We start from the raw sequence: 14182 nt of genomic DNA, 5'->3' as shown, positions 1-14182 counted from the left end.
ATCCCAACGGGTTGGAATTGGTGCGTGGAAGAAGGCTGTTTTTTTGCCCCAGTGCAGCCACAAGGGGAACTAGTTCTGCTTGTCTTTTTGGGTGATTACCATCAGCAGTGCCCCCTGGCCCGCCGTGATGCAGGCGCCTTCCGGGCAGGTCTCGTTGCTGACGGCCAGCGGAAACTGTGGCTCCAGCACGCCTTCTTGCAGCGGATACTTTGCACCGGTAATGCTCACCCCAGTGGAAATTCCCTCCAGCGGAAAGAGGGAAAAATATTGCTCCGGATTGTGGGGTATCCGTTTTTGTTGCCCGCTGCACAGAATGCAAAGCCGGCTTTCCTCGCTGTGTAGCTCTGCCTGACAGCCCTGTTTTTGCAGCCAGAGGGCTGTGCCAATGTTGGCCAGGGTATGTTCCATCCGTGCGCCGCCCACTCCTCCCAGCATCAGCACCTGCCGGGCTCCTCGTTCCAGGGCCAGGCGAGCGGCATAGTGGGTGTCGGTATCATCCTTTTCGGTGGGCAGCACCACCACCTGCTCCAGCTGGGGCGGCTGAGAACTGTCAAAATCCCCCACCACCAAATCCGGCTTGCGGCCCAGTTTCTCCAGATGCCGCCAGCCGCCGTCACAGGCAATCACATAATCCGAAGGCATAATCTGAGCCAGAGCCAATGGCCCCACCGGCCCAGCTGAAACAAGTACAAAACGCATTAGTGCAGCTCCCAATCCTTGATGTTTTTCACTTCATCGTACATAGCGGCGTAGCTGTCGTATCGGCTTTGGGCAATTTTGCCTTCCTGCAAGGCTTGCAGCACGGCACAGCCTTTTTCGCTGCGGTGGGCACAGCCGGTAAACTTGCAGGTATGAACATAGGGCTCAAACTCCGGAAAGGCATATTGCAGATTTTCTTTAGGAATGTAACAGGCCCGCTCGGTGTCCAGGCTGGCAAAACCGGGCGTATCCGCAATGCGGCCGCCGAAAGCCTCAAAAATCTCCACCTCACGGGTGGTATGGCGGCCACGGCCCAGCTTTTGGCTGATGGCTCCCGTCTGCTGGTCCAGCTGGGGCAAGAGCGCATTCAGCAGGGTGCTTTTGCCCACGCCGGAGTTTCCGCAAAAGGCACACAATTTGCCTTGGATATGCTGGCGAATCTCCTCCAGCCCCTGGCCGCTGGCATGGTCTACCACCACCACCGGCAGGGTGGACTGGCGGTACAGCTCCACCAACGGCTGCGCACTTACCAAATCGTTTTTGGTAAATACCAGCACCGGCTGTACCTCCTTGTCCACTGCAATGGCGGTTAATTTATCCAGCACCAGCGTGCTGGGAACCGGTTGGGTTGTGCTGGCCACAATAAACAGCACATCCAGGTTGGCAATGGGCGGGCGTACAAATACATTTTTGCGGGCATGGATTTCGGCAATTACATTGCCGCCGTTCTCCTGCTCTACAGTTACATAGTCGCCCGCTACTGGGGTAATGCGGCGCTTGCGAAAGATGCCCTTGGCTTTGCATTCCAGCAATTCCTGGCCGCACTGTACATAATAAAATCCGCCAATGCCTTTTTTGATGTAGCCTTCTGGCATAGGGTTCGTCCTTTCTGATTCAAATTTAGGGTAGCAAACAGCAAAGCGCCCGGATTCAAGGGTTGGCCTGAATCCGGGCAAGGTTTACAGCATTACCGGCGAAATACCCTTTCACCCAGCCTTTGTATCATTGATTAGTCTGTCTGCACGGCGTCAGGCTCGGTAGGCTTGCTTTCTTCGCTCTCCTTTACCGGGGTAGGTTCCGGCGTGGGGGTAGGTGCCACGGTGGGAGCTGGCGTAGCAGTGGGCTTCGGTTTGGGGCTGGGGGTAGGTGTGGGTTCCGGTGTGGGCTCTGGCGTGGGCTCCGGTGTAGGTTCCGGCCCCAGCGAGACGATATAGCCTACTGCGGTATTGATTCGTACCTCGGTACCCGGATCGTAGGTTTGCAGAATCACGCGGCCCGGCTCGTATTCAGAGTTGTAGGCTTCACTGCGCACACCTGCCCGCAAGCCCGCTGCGGTAAGTGCTTTCAGGGCATCGGCCTCCAGCGCTCCCACAATATTGGGCACAGTGCGGTTCAAATCCACCTTTTTGCGGCTTACATACAGAACCACTGTGGAGCCGCTTTCCACGGATTCACCCGCCACCGGCTCGGTGCGGATGACAGAGCCTTCGGCCACACTGTCGTCCGCAACATTGACCCGGCGTACCTTGAGGCCAATGTTCTTGACCTCTTCCTCGGCGGCAGCAATCAGCCAGCCATTGACAGAAGGCACGCTCACATACTCCACGCCCAGGCTTACCTTTACAGTAACCTTTTGACCTTCCTTTACCGTACGAGGACCACGGGGAGACTGAGAGATAATCAGCCCTTCTTCGTATTCAGTGCTGTACACTTCCTCCTTTACCAGAGAAAGCTGACTGCTGTATTGACTTTTTACCTGGCTCCAACTCAAACCGGTAAAGTCCTCCAGCTCCACATCCCCTTTTGTGCTGAACAAAGGGTTGGTGGAGTTGGCAAAAATCATATAGCAAAGCACACTTGCCCCCAGTGCAAAGGCAACTGCCATGCCAGCCAGCACCGGCAAAATACCCATGCGCTTTTTCTGCTTTTGCTTTGCTGTCTGGGCCGATTTGGATGCAGCCGGTTTGCCCTTTGCAGACTGGGAACCAGTTCGGCGCTGGGGGCTTTCGCTGCCGGACGACTTTGTTTGGCGTACCACTTTGTCAATATACCTCTTTGGCGAATCCTCGGTGAGATATTCGTACTCAAAACGGATGCTGGGATTGCGCTTGAACTCCGCAATATCATCCAGCATGGATCTGGCGCTGGGATACCGCTGGCCAGGGTCCTTCGCCATGGCTCTGGCCGTGATATCCTGCAATGCCTGCGGCACCTGAGGTGCCACCTGCCCTAGGGGAACTGCCTGGTCGGAAATCTGCTTGATGGCAACCGACACCGCATTGTCCGACTCAAAGGGCAGCTTGCCGGACAGCATTTCATACAGCATGATACCCAAAGAATAGATATCGGCTTTGGCGTCCGTCACATCGCCCTTGGCCTGCTCCGGACTGATGTAATGCACCGAGCCAATGGCCTTGTTGCTTACCACCTGGCTCTCTGCACGGGAGAACCGGGCAATGCCAAAATCCATGATTTTGATGGTGCCATCTGCTGTAAGCATAATGTTTTGGGGCTTTATGTCCCGGTGTACCACCCCTTTGTGATGGGCGTGGTCCAGTGCATCCAGCACCTGCTCAATAAAATGCACTACCTCTTTCCAGGTAAGGCAGCCACCCCGCTGGTTCATATACTCCTTCAGGGTGATGCCGTCCACATATTCCATTACGATAAACTGTAACTTATCGGTAACGGACACATCAAATACTTTTACAATGTTGGGATGGTCCAGTATGGAAATTGCCTTGGACTCGTTTTTAAAACGGTACACCAGCTCCGCATTGTCCACAAATTCCTCCCGCAGCACCTTAACTGCCACGGTCTTTTGGGTTTTCAGGTCCACCCCTTTGTATACATTGGCCATGCCGCCCACACCCACCAGTTCTTCCAGCAGGTAGCGGCCTTCCAGCCGTTTTCCAATCAGCTGATCCATCTCAATCCTCCGGTTGCTCGATTTCAATCAGCACAGCGGTAATGTTATCCTGTCCGCCAGCCTTCAGGGCTTCCTCTATCAAACGGCGCGGCGCCCCAAAAAACGGAGTATGCTGCATAACGGCCAAAATCTGTTCATCCTCCACCATTCCGGTAAGGCCATCGCTGCAAAGCAGCACCATGTCCCCTGTTTTAACCGGCACGGTGGTGTAATCAGCCGTTACACCCCGCTCCACTCCCAAGGCTCGGGTGATGAGATTTTTGCGCGGGTAATTTTCCGCTTCTTCGCTGGTAAGCTTGCCTGTTTCCACCAGCTGCTGCACCATGGAGTGATCCTTTGTGAGCTGGGTCAGCTGGCCTGACCGGCATAGATACGCCCGGGAATCGCCCACATGTACAATGTGCAGCTCCCCCTGGCGCACCAGGCAGCACACCACAGTGGTGCCCATGCCCCGGTTTTCCGGCTCCTGCTCTGCATTCTCATAAATAGCCCGGTTGGCCTGGGTGATGCAATGCTGCAAAAAAGCCCGTTCCTGGCCACGCTGCAAGCCACGCAATCCTGCTTCAAAACAGGCTTCCATGGTATCGGTGGCAATCTGGGCTGCCAGCTTGCCGGCGGCAGCACCGCCCATACCGTCGCACACAACGGCCCAAACGGTGTCGTCTTGCAGGCGGGCAGCCCGGTAGTTATCCTGATTTTCACTGCGCAAGCTTCCTACATCGGTCTTGCCTGCTAGTTTCATGCCTGTTCCTCCTTTGCGGCTTCTTCACGGCGCAGCTGGCCACAGGCAGCGCTGATGTCGCTGCCCAGGCGGCGGCGCACCGTGGCATTCACCCCCAGCTGGGTGAGCAGGGTCTGAAAACGCTTGACATTTTCGGCATCGGTGGAGGAATAGGGGCTGCCATCCACCGGGTTAATGGGAATCAGGTTTACATGGGCCCCCACGCCCCGGATAAGCTTGGCCAGCTCCCGGGCTGTTTCGGGGCTGTCGTTTACGCCCCGCACCATGGAATACTCAAAGCTGATGCGCCGGCCGGTGGTTTTTTGGTACCGACGGCAGGCATCAATCAGCTGCCGCACCGGGTAGGCATCGTTGACCGGCATCATGGCACTTCGCATGGCATCATTGGGTGCGTGCAGCGAGATGGAAAGGGTAAGCTGGAGCTTTTTCTCCGCCAGCCGGTCAATTTGCGGCACCACGCCGCAGGTAGAAAGTCTGATGTTGCGCATACCGATGTTTACACCGTCGGCACAGGAGATAATCTCCAAAAAGTCCATTACATTTTCAAAGTTATCCAGCGGTTCCCCAATGCCCATAAGCACGATGTGAGAAACACGCTCCCCTGTATCCCGCTGAGCGGCGTAAATCTCCGCTGCAATTTCGCCTGCTTCCAGGTTGCGTACCCGCCCTGCCTGGGTGGAGGCGCAGAACCGGCAGCCCATGCGGCAGCCAACCTGGGTGGACACGCAAACCGTGTTGCCATAATTATAGCGCATGAGAACCGTTTCAATACAGTTTCCATCTGCCAAACGCAGGAGATATTTTATGGTGCCGTCCTTAGATTGCTGTTTGCGCTGCACCGCCGGCACAGCCAGATAAAACTGTTCCTCCAGTTTGGCCAGCAGTGCCTTGGGCTGGTCGGTCATGGCAGCAAATTCCGTTACCTGTTTTTGATGAATCCAGTGAAAAATCTGCTTGGCACGAAAGCCAGGCTGGCCCAGCTCCTTCATCAGGCTAGTAAGCCGGCCCAGCGTATAAGATGAAAGACATTGTTTTTCCATGTGTTTACGCTTTCTCCAGTACGGCAATAAAGAATCCATCCGGGCCGCTTTCACCCGGCAAAAAAGTCATCATATGGTTGTGGATGCGTGCACCCGGCAAAGTGAATTCCGGTTCTACCAGATAGAATTCCGGGTGGGTTTGCAAAAAGGCTTCCACCACCTGCTGGTTCTCCCGCTGGTCGATGGTGCAGGTGGAATACACCAGCCGGCCGCCCGATTTGAGATAGCTGGCACCGCAGGCCAGAATTTCGGCCTGTAAGGCATGGAGCTGCTCTACCTGTTCCATGGTTTTGTAGCGGATATCCGGTTTTTTGGCAATGATGCCAAGGCCGGAACAGGGCACATCGCACAGCACCCGGTCCGCTCCCTCCAACTGGGCATTATGCACCGAAGCATCGTTGCATAACACCGTAGTGTTGGCAATCCCGCAGCGGCTCAACGCCCCTTCAATTAAGGAAAGACGAGACTGAACCGCATCGCAGCTGATGAGTGTGCCGGTGTTTTGCATACACTGAGCCAGGGTAAGGGTTTTACCGCCGGGAGCCGCACAGAGATCCAGCACCTTCTGGCCGGGCTGGGCTTCCAGATTCAGGGCTGCCAGCTGAGAAGCCGCCCCCTGTACATGGTACAAGCCCTGGGCAAAGGCCTCCCCCGCTGCGGGGCTGCCTGCAAAGTCCGCCTGCACCGAGCCGGGCACCGGGCCGGGCTGGGCCGGCGTTCCCTGCTGGGCCAGCCGGTCGCAAAGCTCCGACACATCCACCTTCAGGCTGTTGGCTCGAAGCAGAGTATACCGAGGCGGATTGCCAAAGGCTTGCAGAATGCACTCACATTCCTGGGGATACTGCTTTTGAAGCAGCTTTACAATGGGCTGCCCCACAGAATAAAGCACACTCAGCCGCTCCGCCGGGGTTTTGAACTGGGCCTTGCGGGGGTCCTGTTCCATTGCTTTGCGCAGCACCGCATTCACCAGGCCGCTGGCACTGGTCTTTTTCAGGCCACGGCAGAGGTTAACGGATTCGTTGACTGCTGCCCGGGGAGGAATATTCATATAAGCTGCCTGATACAATCCGCTGCGCAAAATCGCCCGTACCTGGGCATCCAGCTTATGCAGGGGGCGGCTTAAACAGCGGCTGAGGCACCAGTCCAAGGTAATAAGCCGTTCGGTTACACCGTAAAACACGGCGCTTACAAAGGCTTTATCCCGGCTGGACAGGGTCTGCTGCTCCAAAAAGGAGCCCAGCACCAGATTGGCGTAGCCGCTTTCTTCCTGGCGCACCAGGGCCAGAACTGCGGTGCGGCGGGCTTGATCCATGGTTTCATTCCTCCCAAGGGGTTTAGGTTACAGGGTGTCCCCCACTGCCAGGCGGCGGCCAGCCCCATAGGCTGCGCCAGCCATGGGCTTGGAGCCTTCGGGCACCACCTCCATCAGCTGGAGTGCATCCTGCTGGCAGGCAATGGTCAGGGGGTTGAGAGCCAGAACGGTGCCGGGGGCAGCATTGCCGGGTACCACCAGACTGCTGCGCACCTTTACCTTTTTGCCCTCGTGTTCAAAATAGGCTACCGGCCAGGGGTTCATGCCTCGCACCAGATTGTGCAGCTGGCTGGCAGGCCGGTTAAAATCAAAGCGGGCCATCTCCTTGGTTAAGGGAGGGGCCAGGGTGGCCTTGGTATGGTCCTGGGGGGTGCGCTGGGCACGGCCCTCGCCAATGGCCTGAATGGTTTCTACCAGAGTTTGTGCGCCCTGCTGGGTAATGCGTTCAAACAGTTCGCCGCTGGTTTCGTTGGGGCCAATGTCCACCGGGGCCACAGCCAGAATGTCACCGGTATCCAGACCTTCGTCCAGGTACATAATGGAAACACCGGTGCGCTCATCTCCATTGATGACCGCCCACTGCACGGGAGCAGCCCCCCGGTACTGGGGCAGCAGGGATACATGGAGGTTGATGCAGCCGTGGACGGGGATTTCCAATACTTCCGGCGGCAGGATGCGGCCATAGGCCACCACCACAATCAGCTCGGGGGCAAGGGCACGAATCTGTTCCCATACCTGAGGTTCCCGCAGGGTTTTAGGCTGGAACACCTGCAAGCCGTGTTCCAGTGCCATCTGCTTAACAGGTGGGGCTGTAAGCACCTGCTTACGGCCCACCGGCTTATCTTCCCGGGTAAAAACGCCGCACACTTCGTGGCCAGCGTCCAGCACTGCTTGCAGGCTGGCAGCGGCAATGTCCGGCGTACCCATAAACAGGATGCGCATTAGTCTTCCACCTCGTCGGGATAGTCATCTTCGTAGAAATGCTCGGCCAAATCCATGATGGTTACACCGTCCAGATGGTTGGTCTCATGGCAGAAGCAGCGGGCCAGCATCTCCTCCCCTTCCATCTCAAAGAACTCGCCGTGGCGGTCCTGGGCACGGATTTTCACCTTGCGGGGGCGGCTGATGGCACCGTTGTGGCCGGGGAAGGACAGGCAGCCCTCATACAGAGTGACCTCATCCTCAGAGCACTCCAGAATTTCGGGGTTAATGCACTCGATGAACTTGGGCTCCCAATCTGCGGGCATCTCGCCATCTTCCGGCAGGTCACGCTCGTCCAGAGCAATGAACAGGCGGCGCATTACGCCCACCTGAGGGCCGGCCAGACCCAGCCCGCCTGCATCAATCAGGGTTTCCTGCATATCGTCCAGCAGGGTTGCCAGACGGTCGTCAAAATTGGTTACCGGGCGGCAGACCTTTTTCAGAATCGGATCGCCATCCTGTACAATGGTACGCAGTGCCATAATATAATCCTCCTTGGTATTCAGAACGCCCTTTTAGGGCTGTATAGTAAATAATCGTGGGTTAATCCCCATCGGAATGAAAATCCAGCGTGACCGAGGCCCTGCCTGGCAGGCCTTCCTGGCTGTATTGGCCCAGAACCTCCCCCATAATCTGGCGGAAAGCCCGGTCGTTGCGGCATTTAATGGTAAGTTTATAGCGGAAACGGCCCTTCACCATCACCACATTCATGGGTGCCGGACCCAGAATACGCAGGGGAATCCCCTGGGTGGCTTGGGCTTTCTGGCCCAGAATCTGGGCAAAGCGCATGGCGGCTGCCATGGTCTTGCCTTCATCCTTTCCGCTGAAGGCTGCAATGCACACGCTGCAAAAGGGCGGGTACAGGCACAGTTTACGAAACATGATTTCCTGCTGAAAAAAGGCCTCGTAATCCTGGGAAGCAGCAAGATTTAAAGTAGGATTGTCCGGGTCTACAGTTTGAATCACCGCATAGCCCGGCTGGCTGGAACGGCCACCCCGGCCAATCACCTGGGTTACAAGGGAAAATACCGTTTCAAAGGCACGGAATCCCTGAGAAAACAGCAGAGAATCAATGCCCAGCACCCCCACCAGGGTGACTTTTTCAAAGTCCAGCCCTTTGGCCACCATCTGGGTTCCCAGCATAATCTGGTACTCTCCCCTTGCAAACTGGGCCAACATGGTTTCGTGGGCATTCTTCTGGCTGGTGGAATCCTGGTCCATCCGCAGGATGCGAGCCTGGGGAAACAACTCGGCCAGTTCCTCCTCCACACGCTGGGTACCGAACCCGGTGTACCGCAGCTTTCCCCCACAGTCCGGGCAGCGGGTGGGCACGGGAGAAATGGTTTTGCCGCAGTAATGGCAAAGCAGCTTGTTGTCGGTTTTATGGTAGACCATGGGCACGCTGCAGCTGGTGCACTTGAGGGCTTTGCCGCAATCGCTGCACATACCTACCGTTTTGTAACCCCGCCGGTTCAGCAGCAAAATGGCCTGGTTGCCTGCTTCCAGCGTTGCGCGAATGTGCTGGGCCAGCCGGGCACTGATACTGCCCGGATTGCCCGCCGCCAGTTCCGCTTTCATATCCACCATTTCCACAGCGGGCAAAGGCTGCTGGGCATACCGCTGGGTCAGCTTGTACAAGGTGTATCGGCCTTCCAGTGCTGCCTGGTAGCTCTCCACGCTGGGAGTGGCCGATGCAAACAGCACCAGCGCATTGTGGTCTGCCGCGCGGCGTTTGGCTACCTCCCGGGCATCAAAGCGGGGGGCACTTTCGGAGCGGTAGGTGTGCTCCTGCTCCTCATCCACAATGATAACACCAATATTTTGCAGCGGTGCAAATACCGCACTGCGGGTTCCCACCACAATCTGGGCTGCCCCCTGCTGAATCATCTGCCATTGGAGCAGCCGTTCGGTATGGTTAAGGGCCGAATGCTGTACCGCCACCTGAGAGCCGAAGCTCTCCTTCAGGCGGCGAATCATCTGGGGGGTCAGGCTGATTTCCGGCACCAGCACCAGAGCCGTACGGCCCAGCTGCAATGTGCGCTCAATCAGCTTTAAAAACACCAGCGTTTTGCCGCTGGCCGTAACACCGTAAAGCAGCGCTGCACTGGCAGTTTTCTGCTCCAGCTGGGCCGCCAACCCCTGGTACACCTGCTGCTGGGCTTCGCTGAGCACCACCGGCTCCTGTTTGGGGCGAATATGACTGAATAGGTCCAGCCTCTTATCCACCTGGCGGCGGGTGAGCACTCCTTTTTCATACAGGTTATCCACCACGGCCCGGCTGATGCCCAGCTGGGCCAGGGCGCTTGCTGTAAGCGGCCCCTGCTGCAACGCCTGCACCGCCGCCTGCTGCTTGGCAGTGGGCTTTGGTTTAACTGGCAATTCCCCTGCCAGCGCATATTCCGGCTCGGTATGGCGCACCAGCTGCTTTTGCAGCCTTGGCCCTTCTGGCAGCTGCTGGGCTTTATACTGGGCACCATAGGGGATTACCGCCTTGACGGCTTCGTAAAAAGTACAGAAGGTGCGCTCTTTTAAAAAGTATACCAGGCGCAGCAGCTCCTGGGTAAGGCAGGCCTGTTCCGGTGCTGCGTCAAACAGCGTTTTGCAGCGGCCCTGTTCCTCCTGCTCGCCCAGGCCCAGCACCACGCCCATCCGTGCATCGTTGCTGCGGCCAAAGGGCACCAGCACCATGCTGCCCAGATGGATGGATTTGTCCAAATCCGGCGGCACAAGGTAAGTATAGAGCTTATCAAAATGAAAGGTGGCTCCGTTCACTGCCACTTGTACGGTTGGGAACACAGAGCCCTTCTCCTTTCTGTGCCATGGGGCAAAATCAGTCCTGCTGGTGCTTGCAAATCAGCTGGTAGATTTCCTCGGCGCAGTCATCAACTTTTTCGTTCACAACCACCTCGTCGTAGTCCACCGCATATTCCATTTCTTCCACAGCACGGGCCAGCCGCTTTTGAATTTCCTCTTCGCTTTCGGTGCCACGGCCCCGCAGACGCTCCTCCAGCTCGGTATAACTGGGCGGCCGCACAAAGATGGTAACCGCACCGGGGTACATCCGTTTGATGCTGCTGGCTCCCACCACCTCAATGACCAAAATTACAGTGATGCCGCTTTGAATGCGCTTGTCCACCTCGGATTTAGGGGTGCCATAATAGTTGCCGCAGTACTCGGCATACTCCAGAATTTCCCCGGCCTCAATGCGGCGCTCAAACTCCTGCCGGGTCAGATACACATAATTTACGCCGTCCTTCTCGCCGGGGCGGATGTCCCGTGTGGTGGCAGAGATAGACAGCTCCACCTCGGGATGCAGCTGCATCAACCGCTTTACCACCGTATCCTTGCCAGAGCCGGAAGGCCCTGAAATAACTACAAGACGATTTTCGTTATTCATTGTCCAGTTCTTCCTCCATTTCATCCTCGGCAGGGGTATCACTCAGACGGTTTGCCACGGTTTCGGGCTGTACCGCCGACAGAATCACATGGTCGGAATCCATGATGATTACTGCACGGGTGCGGCGGCCATAGGTGGCATCGATAAGCGAGCCTTTGTCCCGTGCTTCCTGCACAATACGCTTAATGGGTGCGGATTCGGGGCTGACAATGGCAATCAGACGATTTGCACTCACCATATTGCCAAAACCAATGTTGATAAGCTTCATTCTGTCCTCCCTGCATTACTCGATGTTTTGAATCTGTTCCCGGATTTTTTCAATTTCGGCCTTGGTATCCACCACAATGCGGGTGATGGCAATATCCTGGCACTTGGAGCCGATGGTGTTGGTTTCCCGGTTCAGCTCCTGGGTAAGGAAATCCAGCTTTCGGCCTACGGGGCCTTCGCCGGTCAAAATCTGCCGGTACTGGGCCAGATGGCTGCGCAGGCGCACGGTTTCCTCGTCCACAGCAGTTTTATCTGCAAAGATGGCCGCCTCGGTAAGCAGACGGGATTCCTCCACGGTGTGGTCCTGCAACAGCGTTTGCAGCCGAGCATACAGCCGCTGGGTGTATGCTTCCACCCGGCCTTCACTTTCCTGCTCAATGCGCTGCACATTTGCCTCGATGGTATCCAGGCGAGAAAGAATATCCTCCTTGAGCTTTTGGCCTTCCTGGGTGCGCATGGCCACAAACCGTTCCAGCGCTTGCTGGCAAACGCCGCTCACATCCTGCCAGAGCTGCTCCTCGTCCACCTGGGGCTGACGCAGCACCAGCACATCCGGGCAGCGGGACAGCATACCGGCCGTCACATCATTTTTGACCCCCAGCTCCTGGCTGATTTGAGCCATTGCCTGGGCGTACTGCCGGGCCAGAGGCAGGTCCACCTCCACCTGGGTGCTGGCAGCACTTACATTCTGAATCTGCATATGCAGCTCGGTTTTGCCCCGGCTGATTTGCTGGGCAAGCTGCTGCTTGAGCTTATCGTCCAAAAATGCCGCACTGCGAGGAATGCGGGAGAAATACTCAAAATACCGAGAGTTCACGCTTTTAATTTCAATTGTAATGCTGCGGCCATTGACCACTGCTTCGCCACGGCCATAACCCGTCATACTTAAAGCCATAAAAAGGCACCTCATTCCCTTTTGTTGGGTAAAACACCTAGGACAGGCCCACTGCTGCGGACACAATACCCCATTTTTAAATAGATACTTTATATTCTACCCCTTTTGTACTGGGTTTGCAAGTTTTTCCTTGCCGGGCGGCAATCCGGGCTTTTTGTTCCCTGCTGGCTCCGGCCAAAAAACAGGTTCCCTGCCTTTGCAGGCTTTTGCTTTGTTCCTTCTTGTATGGCTTTTTCATGCTATAATCAGCACTAAAAAATGCAGCGTTGCAATTTCGGTTTCAATTGATAAAAAACAACTATAGAGGTATGGAGGAATAATGGTTAACAAGATAGCGATTGTAAGCTTGTCATCTGGTATCCTTGGCGAAGCATTTGCAAAGCACGAAGTTGAAATTGGTATAAAAAGGTTAGAGGCATATGGGCTTGAAATTAACATGATGCCCCATGCTCAAAGCGGCATGGAATATGTAAAAAATCATCCGAAAGAGCGAGCAGAGGACTTGTTGGCTGCTTTTGCAGATGATTCCATCGACATGATTCTGACCGCAATCGGTGGTGATGATACCTATCGCCTGCTTCCTTATCTGTTTGAGCATGACGACCTGAAGAAGGTCATAAACAACAAGATATTCCTTGGATTTTCGGACTCAACGGCAAATCACTTAATGCTGCATAAAGCAGGATTAAACACATTTTATGGACAGGCTTTTTTGCCGGATGTATGCGAACTTGAACCCAATATGCTGCCTTATTCGGCTCGGTTTTTTGAGGAGCTGATTCGCACAGGCAGAATTAGCGAAATAAGGCCCAGTGATATTTGGTATGAGGAGAGAAAAGACTGGTCGGCGGATGCTGTCGGAACTATGAGAGTTAAACATAAAAACCAAGGCTTTCAGCTGCTTCAGGGCAATAGTATTTTTGAAGGCAAAATTCTGGGAGGATGTTTAGAATCGCTCTATGACTTTTTTGATGCATCAAGACACCCCGATTCCGTAGCGCTATGCAAAAAATACGAACTGCTTCCGAATCTCAGTGATTGGAAAGGAAAAATACTTCTTTTGGAAACAAGTGAAGAACAGCCAAGACCGGAACTTTTTAGAGATATGCTGGCTGCATTAAAGAAAACCGGTGTATTTGATGTTGTTTCTGGTGTATTATGGGGAAAGCCTATGGATGAATTGTATTTTGAGGAATACAAGAAAATCATCCTGGAGGTAGTAGATAACCCCGCTCTGCCTATTGTGGCAAATATAAACATTGGGCACGCTGCACCTAGATGTATCATTCCATTTGGTGTAAATGCAATCGTTAACGCAAACGAGCAGTTTATTAAATTTGTCTACGAAGATTAATCGTCTGCTTTATGCGGACTAATTGACCTAAATAAAATTCACTCACGCAGTCAGATTTCGGTTTTTGAATGTTCCCCCCTACAAGGCTGAACTGCCCCAGATTGTGCAGACAGCGCGAAACCCTGGTGTAGGAGTATGCAGTTTTAACAGGAGCGGCGCCGCTCCTGTTTTGCTATAACAATGCCAATTCGCTACAGACTATGGCCTTTTATTCCCTGCAAAATGTTAAAAAAACGGGCAAAAGAGCAATCGTCTGTTGGTGGATTTCTCTGGATACCTACTTTATAATTATATCTAGAATTATAAAAGGAGGCCATTACTTATGAGTTTGGGCAGCAGCCTTTACAACGCACGCAAAAACAATGGTATGTCCCAGCAGGAAGTGGCGGAACGCCTGGGGGTAAGCAGGCAGACCATCTCCAAATGGGAGCTGGGGGGGTTCACTTAGATAAAGATACCACACCATTCCCACGCTGACTTTTGCTCAACCGATACAGCCGGAGGGCTGGATAACAAGAAAAGGCGGTATGCGCCCCGTGGAGGGGTAGCGTACCGGCTTTTCTTGT

13 protein-coding genes and 1 pseudogene are annotated in these 14182 nt (G+C 54.9%); 2 read left to right on the top strand and 12 right to left on the bottom strand.

The genetic code is table 11. The features are described 5' to 3' along the window. Positions 1-69: 69 nt before the first annotated feature. The 12 genes from ACH2EM_RS08415 to ACH2EM_RS08360 all read right to left on the bottom strand — a co-directional run bounded on the left by ACH2EM_RS08415 (position 70) and on the right by ACH2EM_RS08360 (position 12262). Positions 70-699, bottom strand: coding sequence for a thiamine diphosphokinase (locus ACH2EM_RS08415; RefSeq protein ID WP_395151816.1), 630 nt, complete (start codon positions 697-699; stop codon positions 70-72). Beyond that, on the bottom strand, positions 699-1574 hold the full coding sequence (rsgA, locus tag ACH2EM_RS08410) for a ribosome small subunit-dependent GTPase A (RefSeq protein WP_395151814.1): 876 nt from the start codon (positions 1572-1574) through the stop codon (positions 699-701). The genes ACH2EM_RS08415 and rsgA overlap by 1 nt, the downstream gene beginning before the upstream one ends. Positions 1575-1708: 134 nt before the next feature. Then, positions 1709-3628: a Stk1 family PASTA domain-containing Ser/Thr kinase gene (gene pknB, locus ACH2EM_RS08405; protein ID WP_395151812.1), complete on the bottom strand. Its 1920-nt coding sequence runs from the start codon at positions 3626-3628 to the stop codon at positions 1709-1711. A gap of 1 nt (position 3629) precedes the next feature. After that, positions 3630-4370 (bottom strand): Stp1/IreP family PP2C-type Ser/Thr phosphatase, encoded by a 741-nt coding sequence (locus tag ACH2EM_RS08400; protein ID WP_395151810.1) that lies wholly within the window; start codon positions 4368-4370, stop codon positions 3630-3632. Then, on the bottom strand, positions 4367-5410 hold the full coding sequence (gene rlmN / locus ACH2EM_RS08395) for a 23S rRNA (adenine(2503)-C(2))-methyltransferase RlmN (protein WP_395151808.1): 1044 nt from the start codon (positions 5408-5410) through the stop codon (positions 4367-4369). Before rlmN ends, ACH2EM_RS08400 begins: the two co-directional genes overlap by 4 nt. Positions 5411-5414: 4 nt before the next feature. Further along, positions 5415-6722, bottom strand: coding sequence for a 16S rRNA (cytosine(967)-C(5))-methyltransferase RsmB (gene rsmB, locus ACH2EM_RS08390; RefSeq protein WP_395151806.1), 1308 nt, complete (start codon positions 6720-6722; stop codon positions 5415-5417). Positions 6723-6749: 27 nt separating this feature from the next. Next, positions 6750-7664 carry a methionyl-tRNA formyltransferase gene (gene fmt, locus ACH2EM_RS08385; RefSeq protein WP_395151804.1) on the bottom strand — a complete coding sequence of 305 codons (915 nt, stop codon included), beginning with the start codon at positions 7662-7664 and terminating at the stop codon, positions 6750-6752. After that, positions 7664-8185, bottom strand: coding sequence for a peptide deformylase (gene def, locus ACH2EM_RS08380; protein ID WP_395151802.1), 522 nt, complete (start codon positions 8183-8185; stop codon positions 7664-7666). Before def ends, fmt begins: the two co-directional genes overlap by 1 nt. Before the next feature lie 61 nt (positions 8186-8246). Further along, on the bottom strand, positions 8247-10499 hold the full coding sequence (priA, locus tag ACH2EM_RS08375) for a primosomal protein N' (protein WP_395151800.1): 2253 nt from the start codon (positions 10497-10499) through the stop codon (positions 8247-8249). 34 nt (positions 10500-10533) lie between these two features. Then, on the bottom strand, positions 10534-11100 hold the full coding sequence (gmk, locus tag ACH2EM_RS08370; protein WP_395151798.1) for a guanylate kinase: 567 nt from the start codon (positions 11098-11100) through the stop codon (positions 10534-10536). After that, positions 11093-11368 carry an extracellular matrix/biofilm regulator RemA gene (remA, locus tag ACH2EM_RS08365; protein ID WP_395151796.1) on the bottom strand — a complete coding sequence of 92 codons (276 nt, stop codon included), beginning with the start codon at positions 11366-11368 and terminating at the stop codon, positions 11093-11095. Before remA ends, gmk begins: the two co-directional genes overlap by 8 nt. A 15-nt stretch (positions 11369-11383) precedes the next feature. Beyond that, positions 11384-12262, bottom strand: a complete 879-nt coding sequence (locus tag ACH2EM_RS08360; RefSeq protein ID WP_395151794.1) for a YicC/YloC family endoribonuclease — start codon at positions 12260-12262, stop codon at positions 11384-11386. Positions 12263-12581: 319 nt separating this feature from the next. Between ACH2EM_RS08360 and ACH2EM_RS08355 the strand changes: the two genes are divergently transcribed. Continuing rightward, positions 12582-13616, top strand: a complete 1035-nt coding sequence (locus tag ACH2EM_RS08355; protein WP_395151792.1) for a S66 peptidase family protein — start codon at positions 12582-12584, stop codon at positions 13614-13616. 322 nt (positions 13617-13938) lie between these two features. Next, a pseudogene (locus tag ACH2EM_RS08350) lies at positions 13939-14046 on the top strand (helix-turn-helix transcriptional regulator); the annotation flags it as partial. Positions 14047-14182 lie beyond the last annotated feature (136 nt).

This window comes from uncultured Allofournierella sp., assembly GCA_944382705.1.
Taxonomy (GTDB): Bacteria; Bacillota; Clostridia; order Oscillospirales; family Ruminococcaceae; genus Allofournierella.
Note: the sequence above shows the minus strand (reverse complement) of the source record. Positions and strands in the feature narration are given on the sequence as shown.

Coding starts and splice junctions, on each gene's coding strand:
- pknB (WP_395151812.1), bottom strand. CDS start 3,628: ATGGATCAGCTGATTGGAAAACGGCTGGAAGGCCGCTACCTGCTGGAA.
- def (WP_395151802.1), bottom strand. CDS start 8,185: ATGGCACTGCGTACCATTGTACAGGATGGCGATCCGATTCTGAAAAAG.
- ACH2EM_RS08400 (WP_395151810.1), bottom strand. CDS start 4,370: ATGAAACTAGCAGGCAAGACCGATGTAGGAAGCTTGCGCAGTGAAAAT.
- ACH2EM_RS08415 (WP_395151816.1), bottom strand. CDS start 699: ATGCGTTTTGTACTTGTTTCAGCTGGGCCGGTGGGGCCATTGGCTCTG.
- ACH2EM_RS08355 (WP_395151792.1), top strand. CDS start 12,582: ATGGTTAACAAGATAGCGATTGTAAGCTTGTCATCTGGTATCCTTGGC.
- ACH2EM_RS08360 (WP_395151794.1), bottom strand. CDS start 12,262: ATGGCTTTAAGTATGACGGGTTATGGCCGTGGCGAAGCAGTGGTCAAT.
- rsgA (WP_395151814.1), bottom strand. CDS start 1,574: ATGCCAGAAGGCTACATCAAAAAAGGCATTGGCGGATTTTATTATGTA.
- gmk (WP_395151798.1), bottom strand. CDS start 11,100: ATGAATAACGAAAATCGTCTTGTAGTTATTTCAGGGCCTTCCGGCTCT.
- rlmN (WP_395151808.1), bottom strand. CDS start 5,410: ATGGAAAAACAATGTCTTTCATCTTATACGCTGGGCCGGCTTACTAGC.
- rsmB (WP_395151806.1), bottom strand. CDS start 6,722: ATGGATCAAGCCCGCCGCACCGCAGTTCTGGCCCTGGTGCGCCAGGAA.
- remA (WP_395151796.1), bottom strand. CDS start 11,368: ATGAAGCTTATCAACATTGGTTTTGGCAATATGGTGAGTGCAAATCGT.
- fmt (WP_395151804.1), bottom strand. CDS start 7,664: ATGCGCATCCTGTTTATGGGTACGCCGGACATTGCCGCTGCCAGCCTG.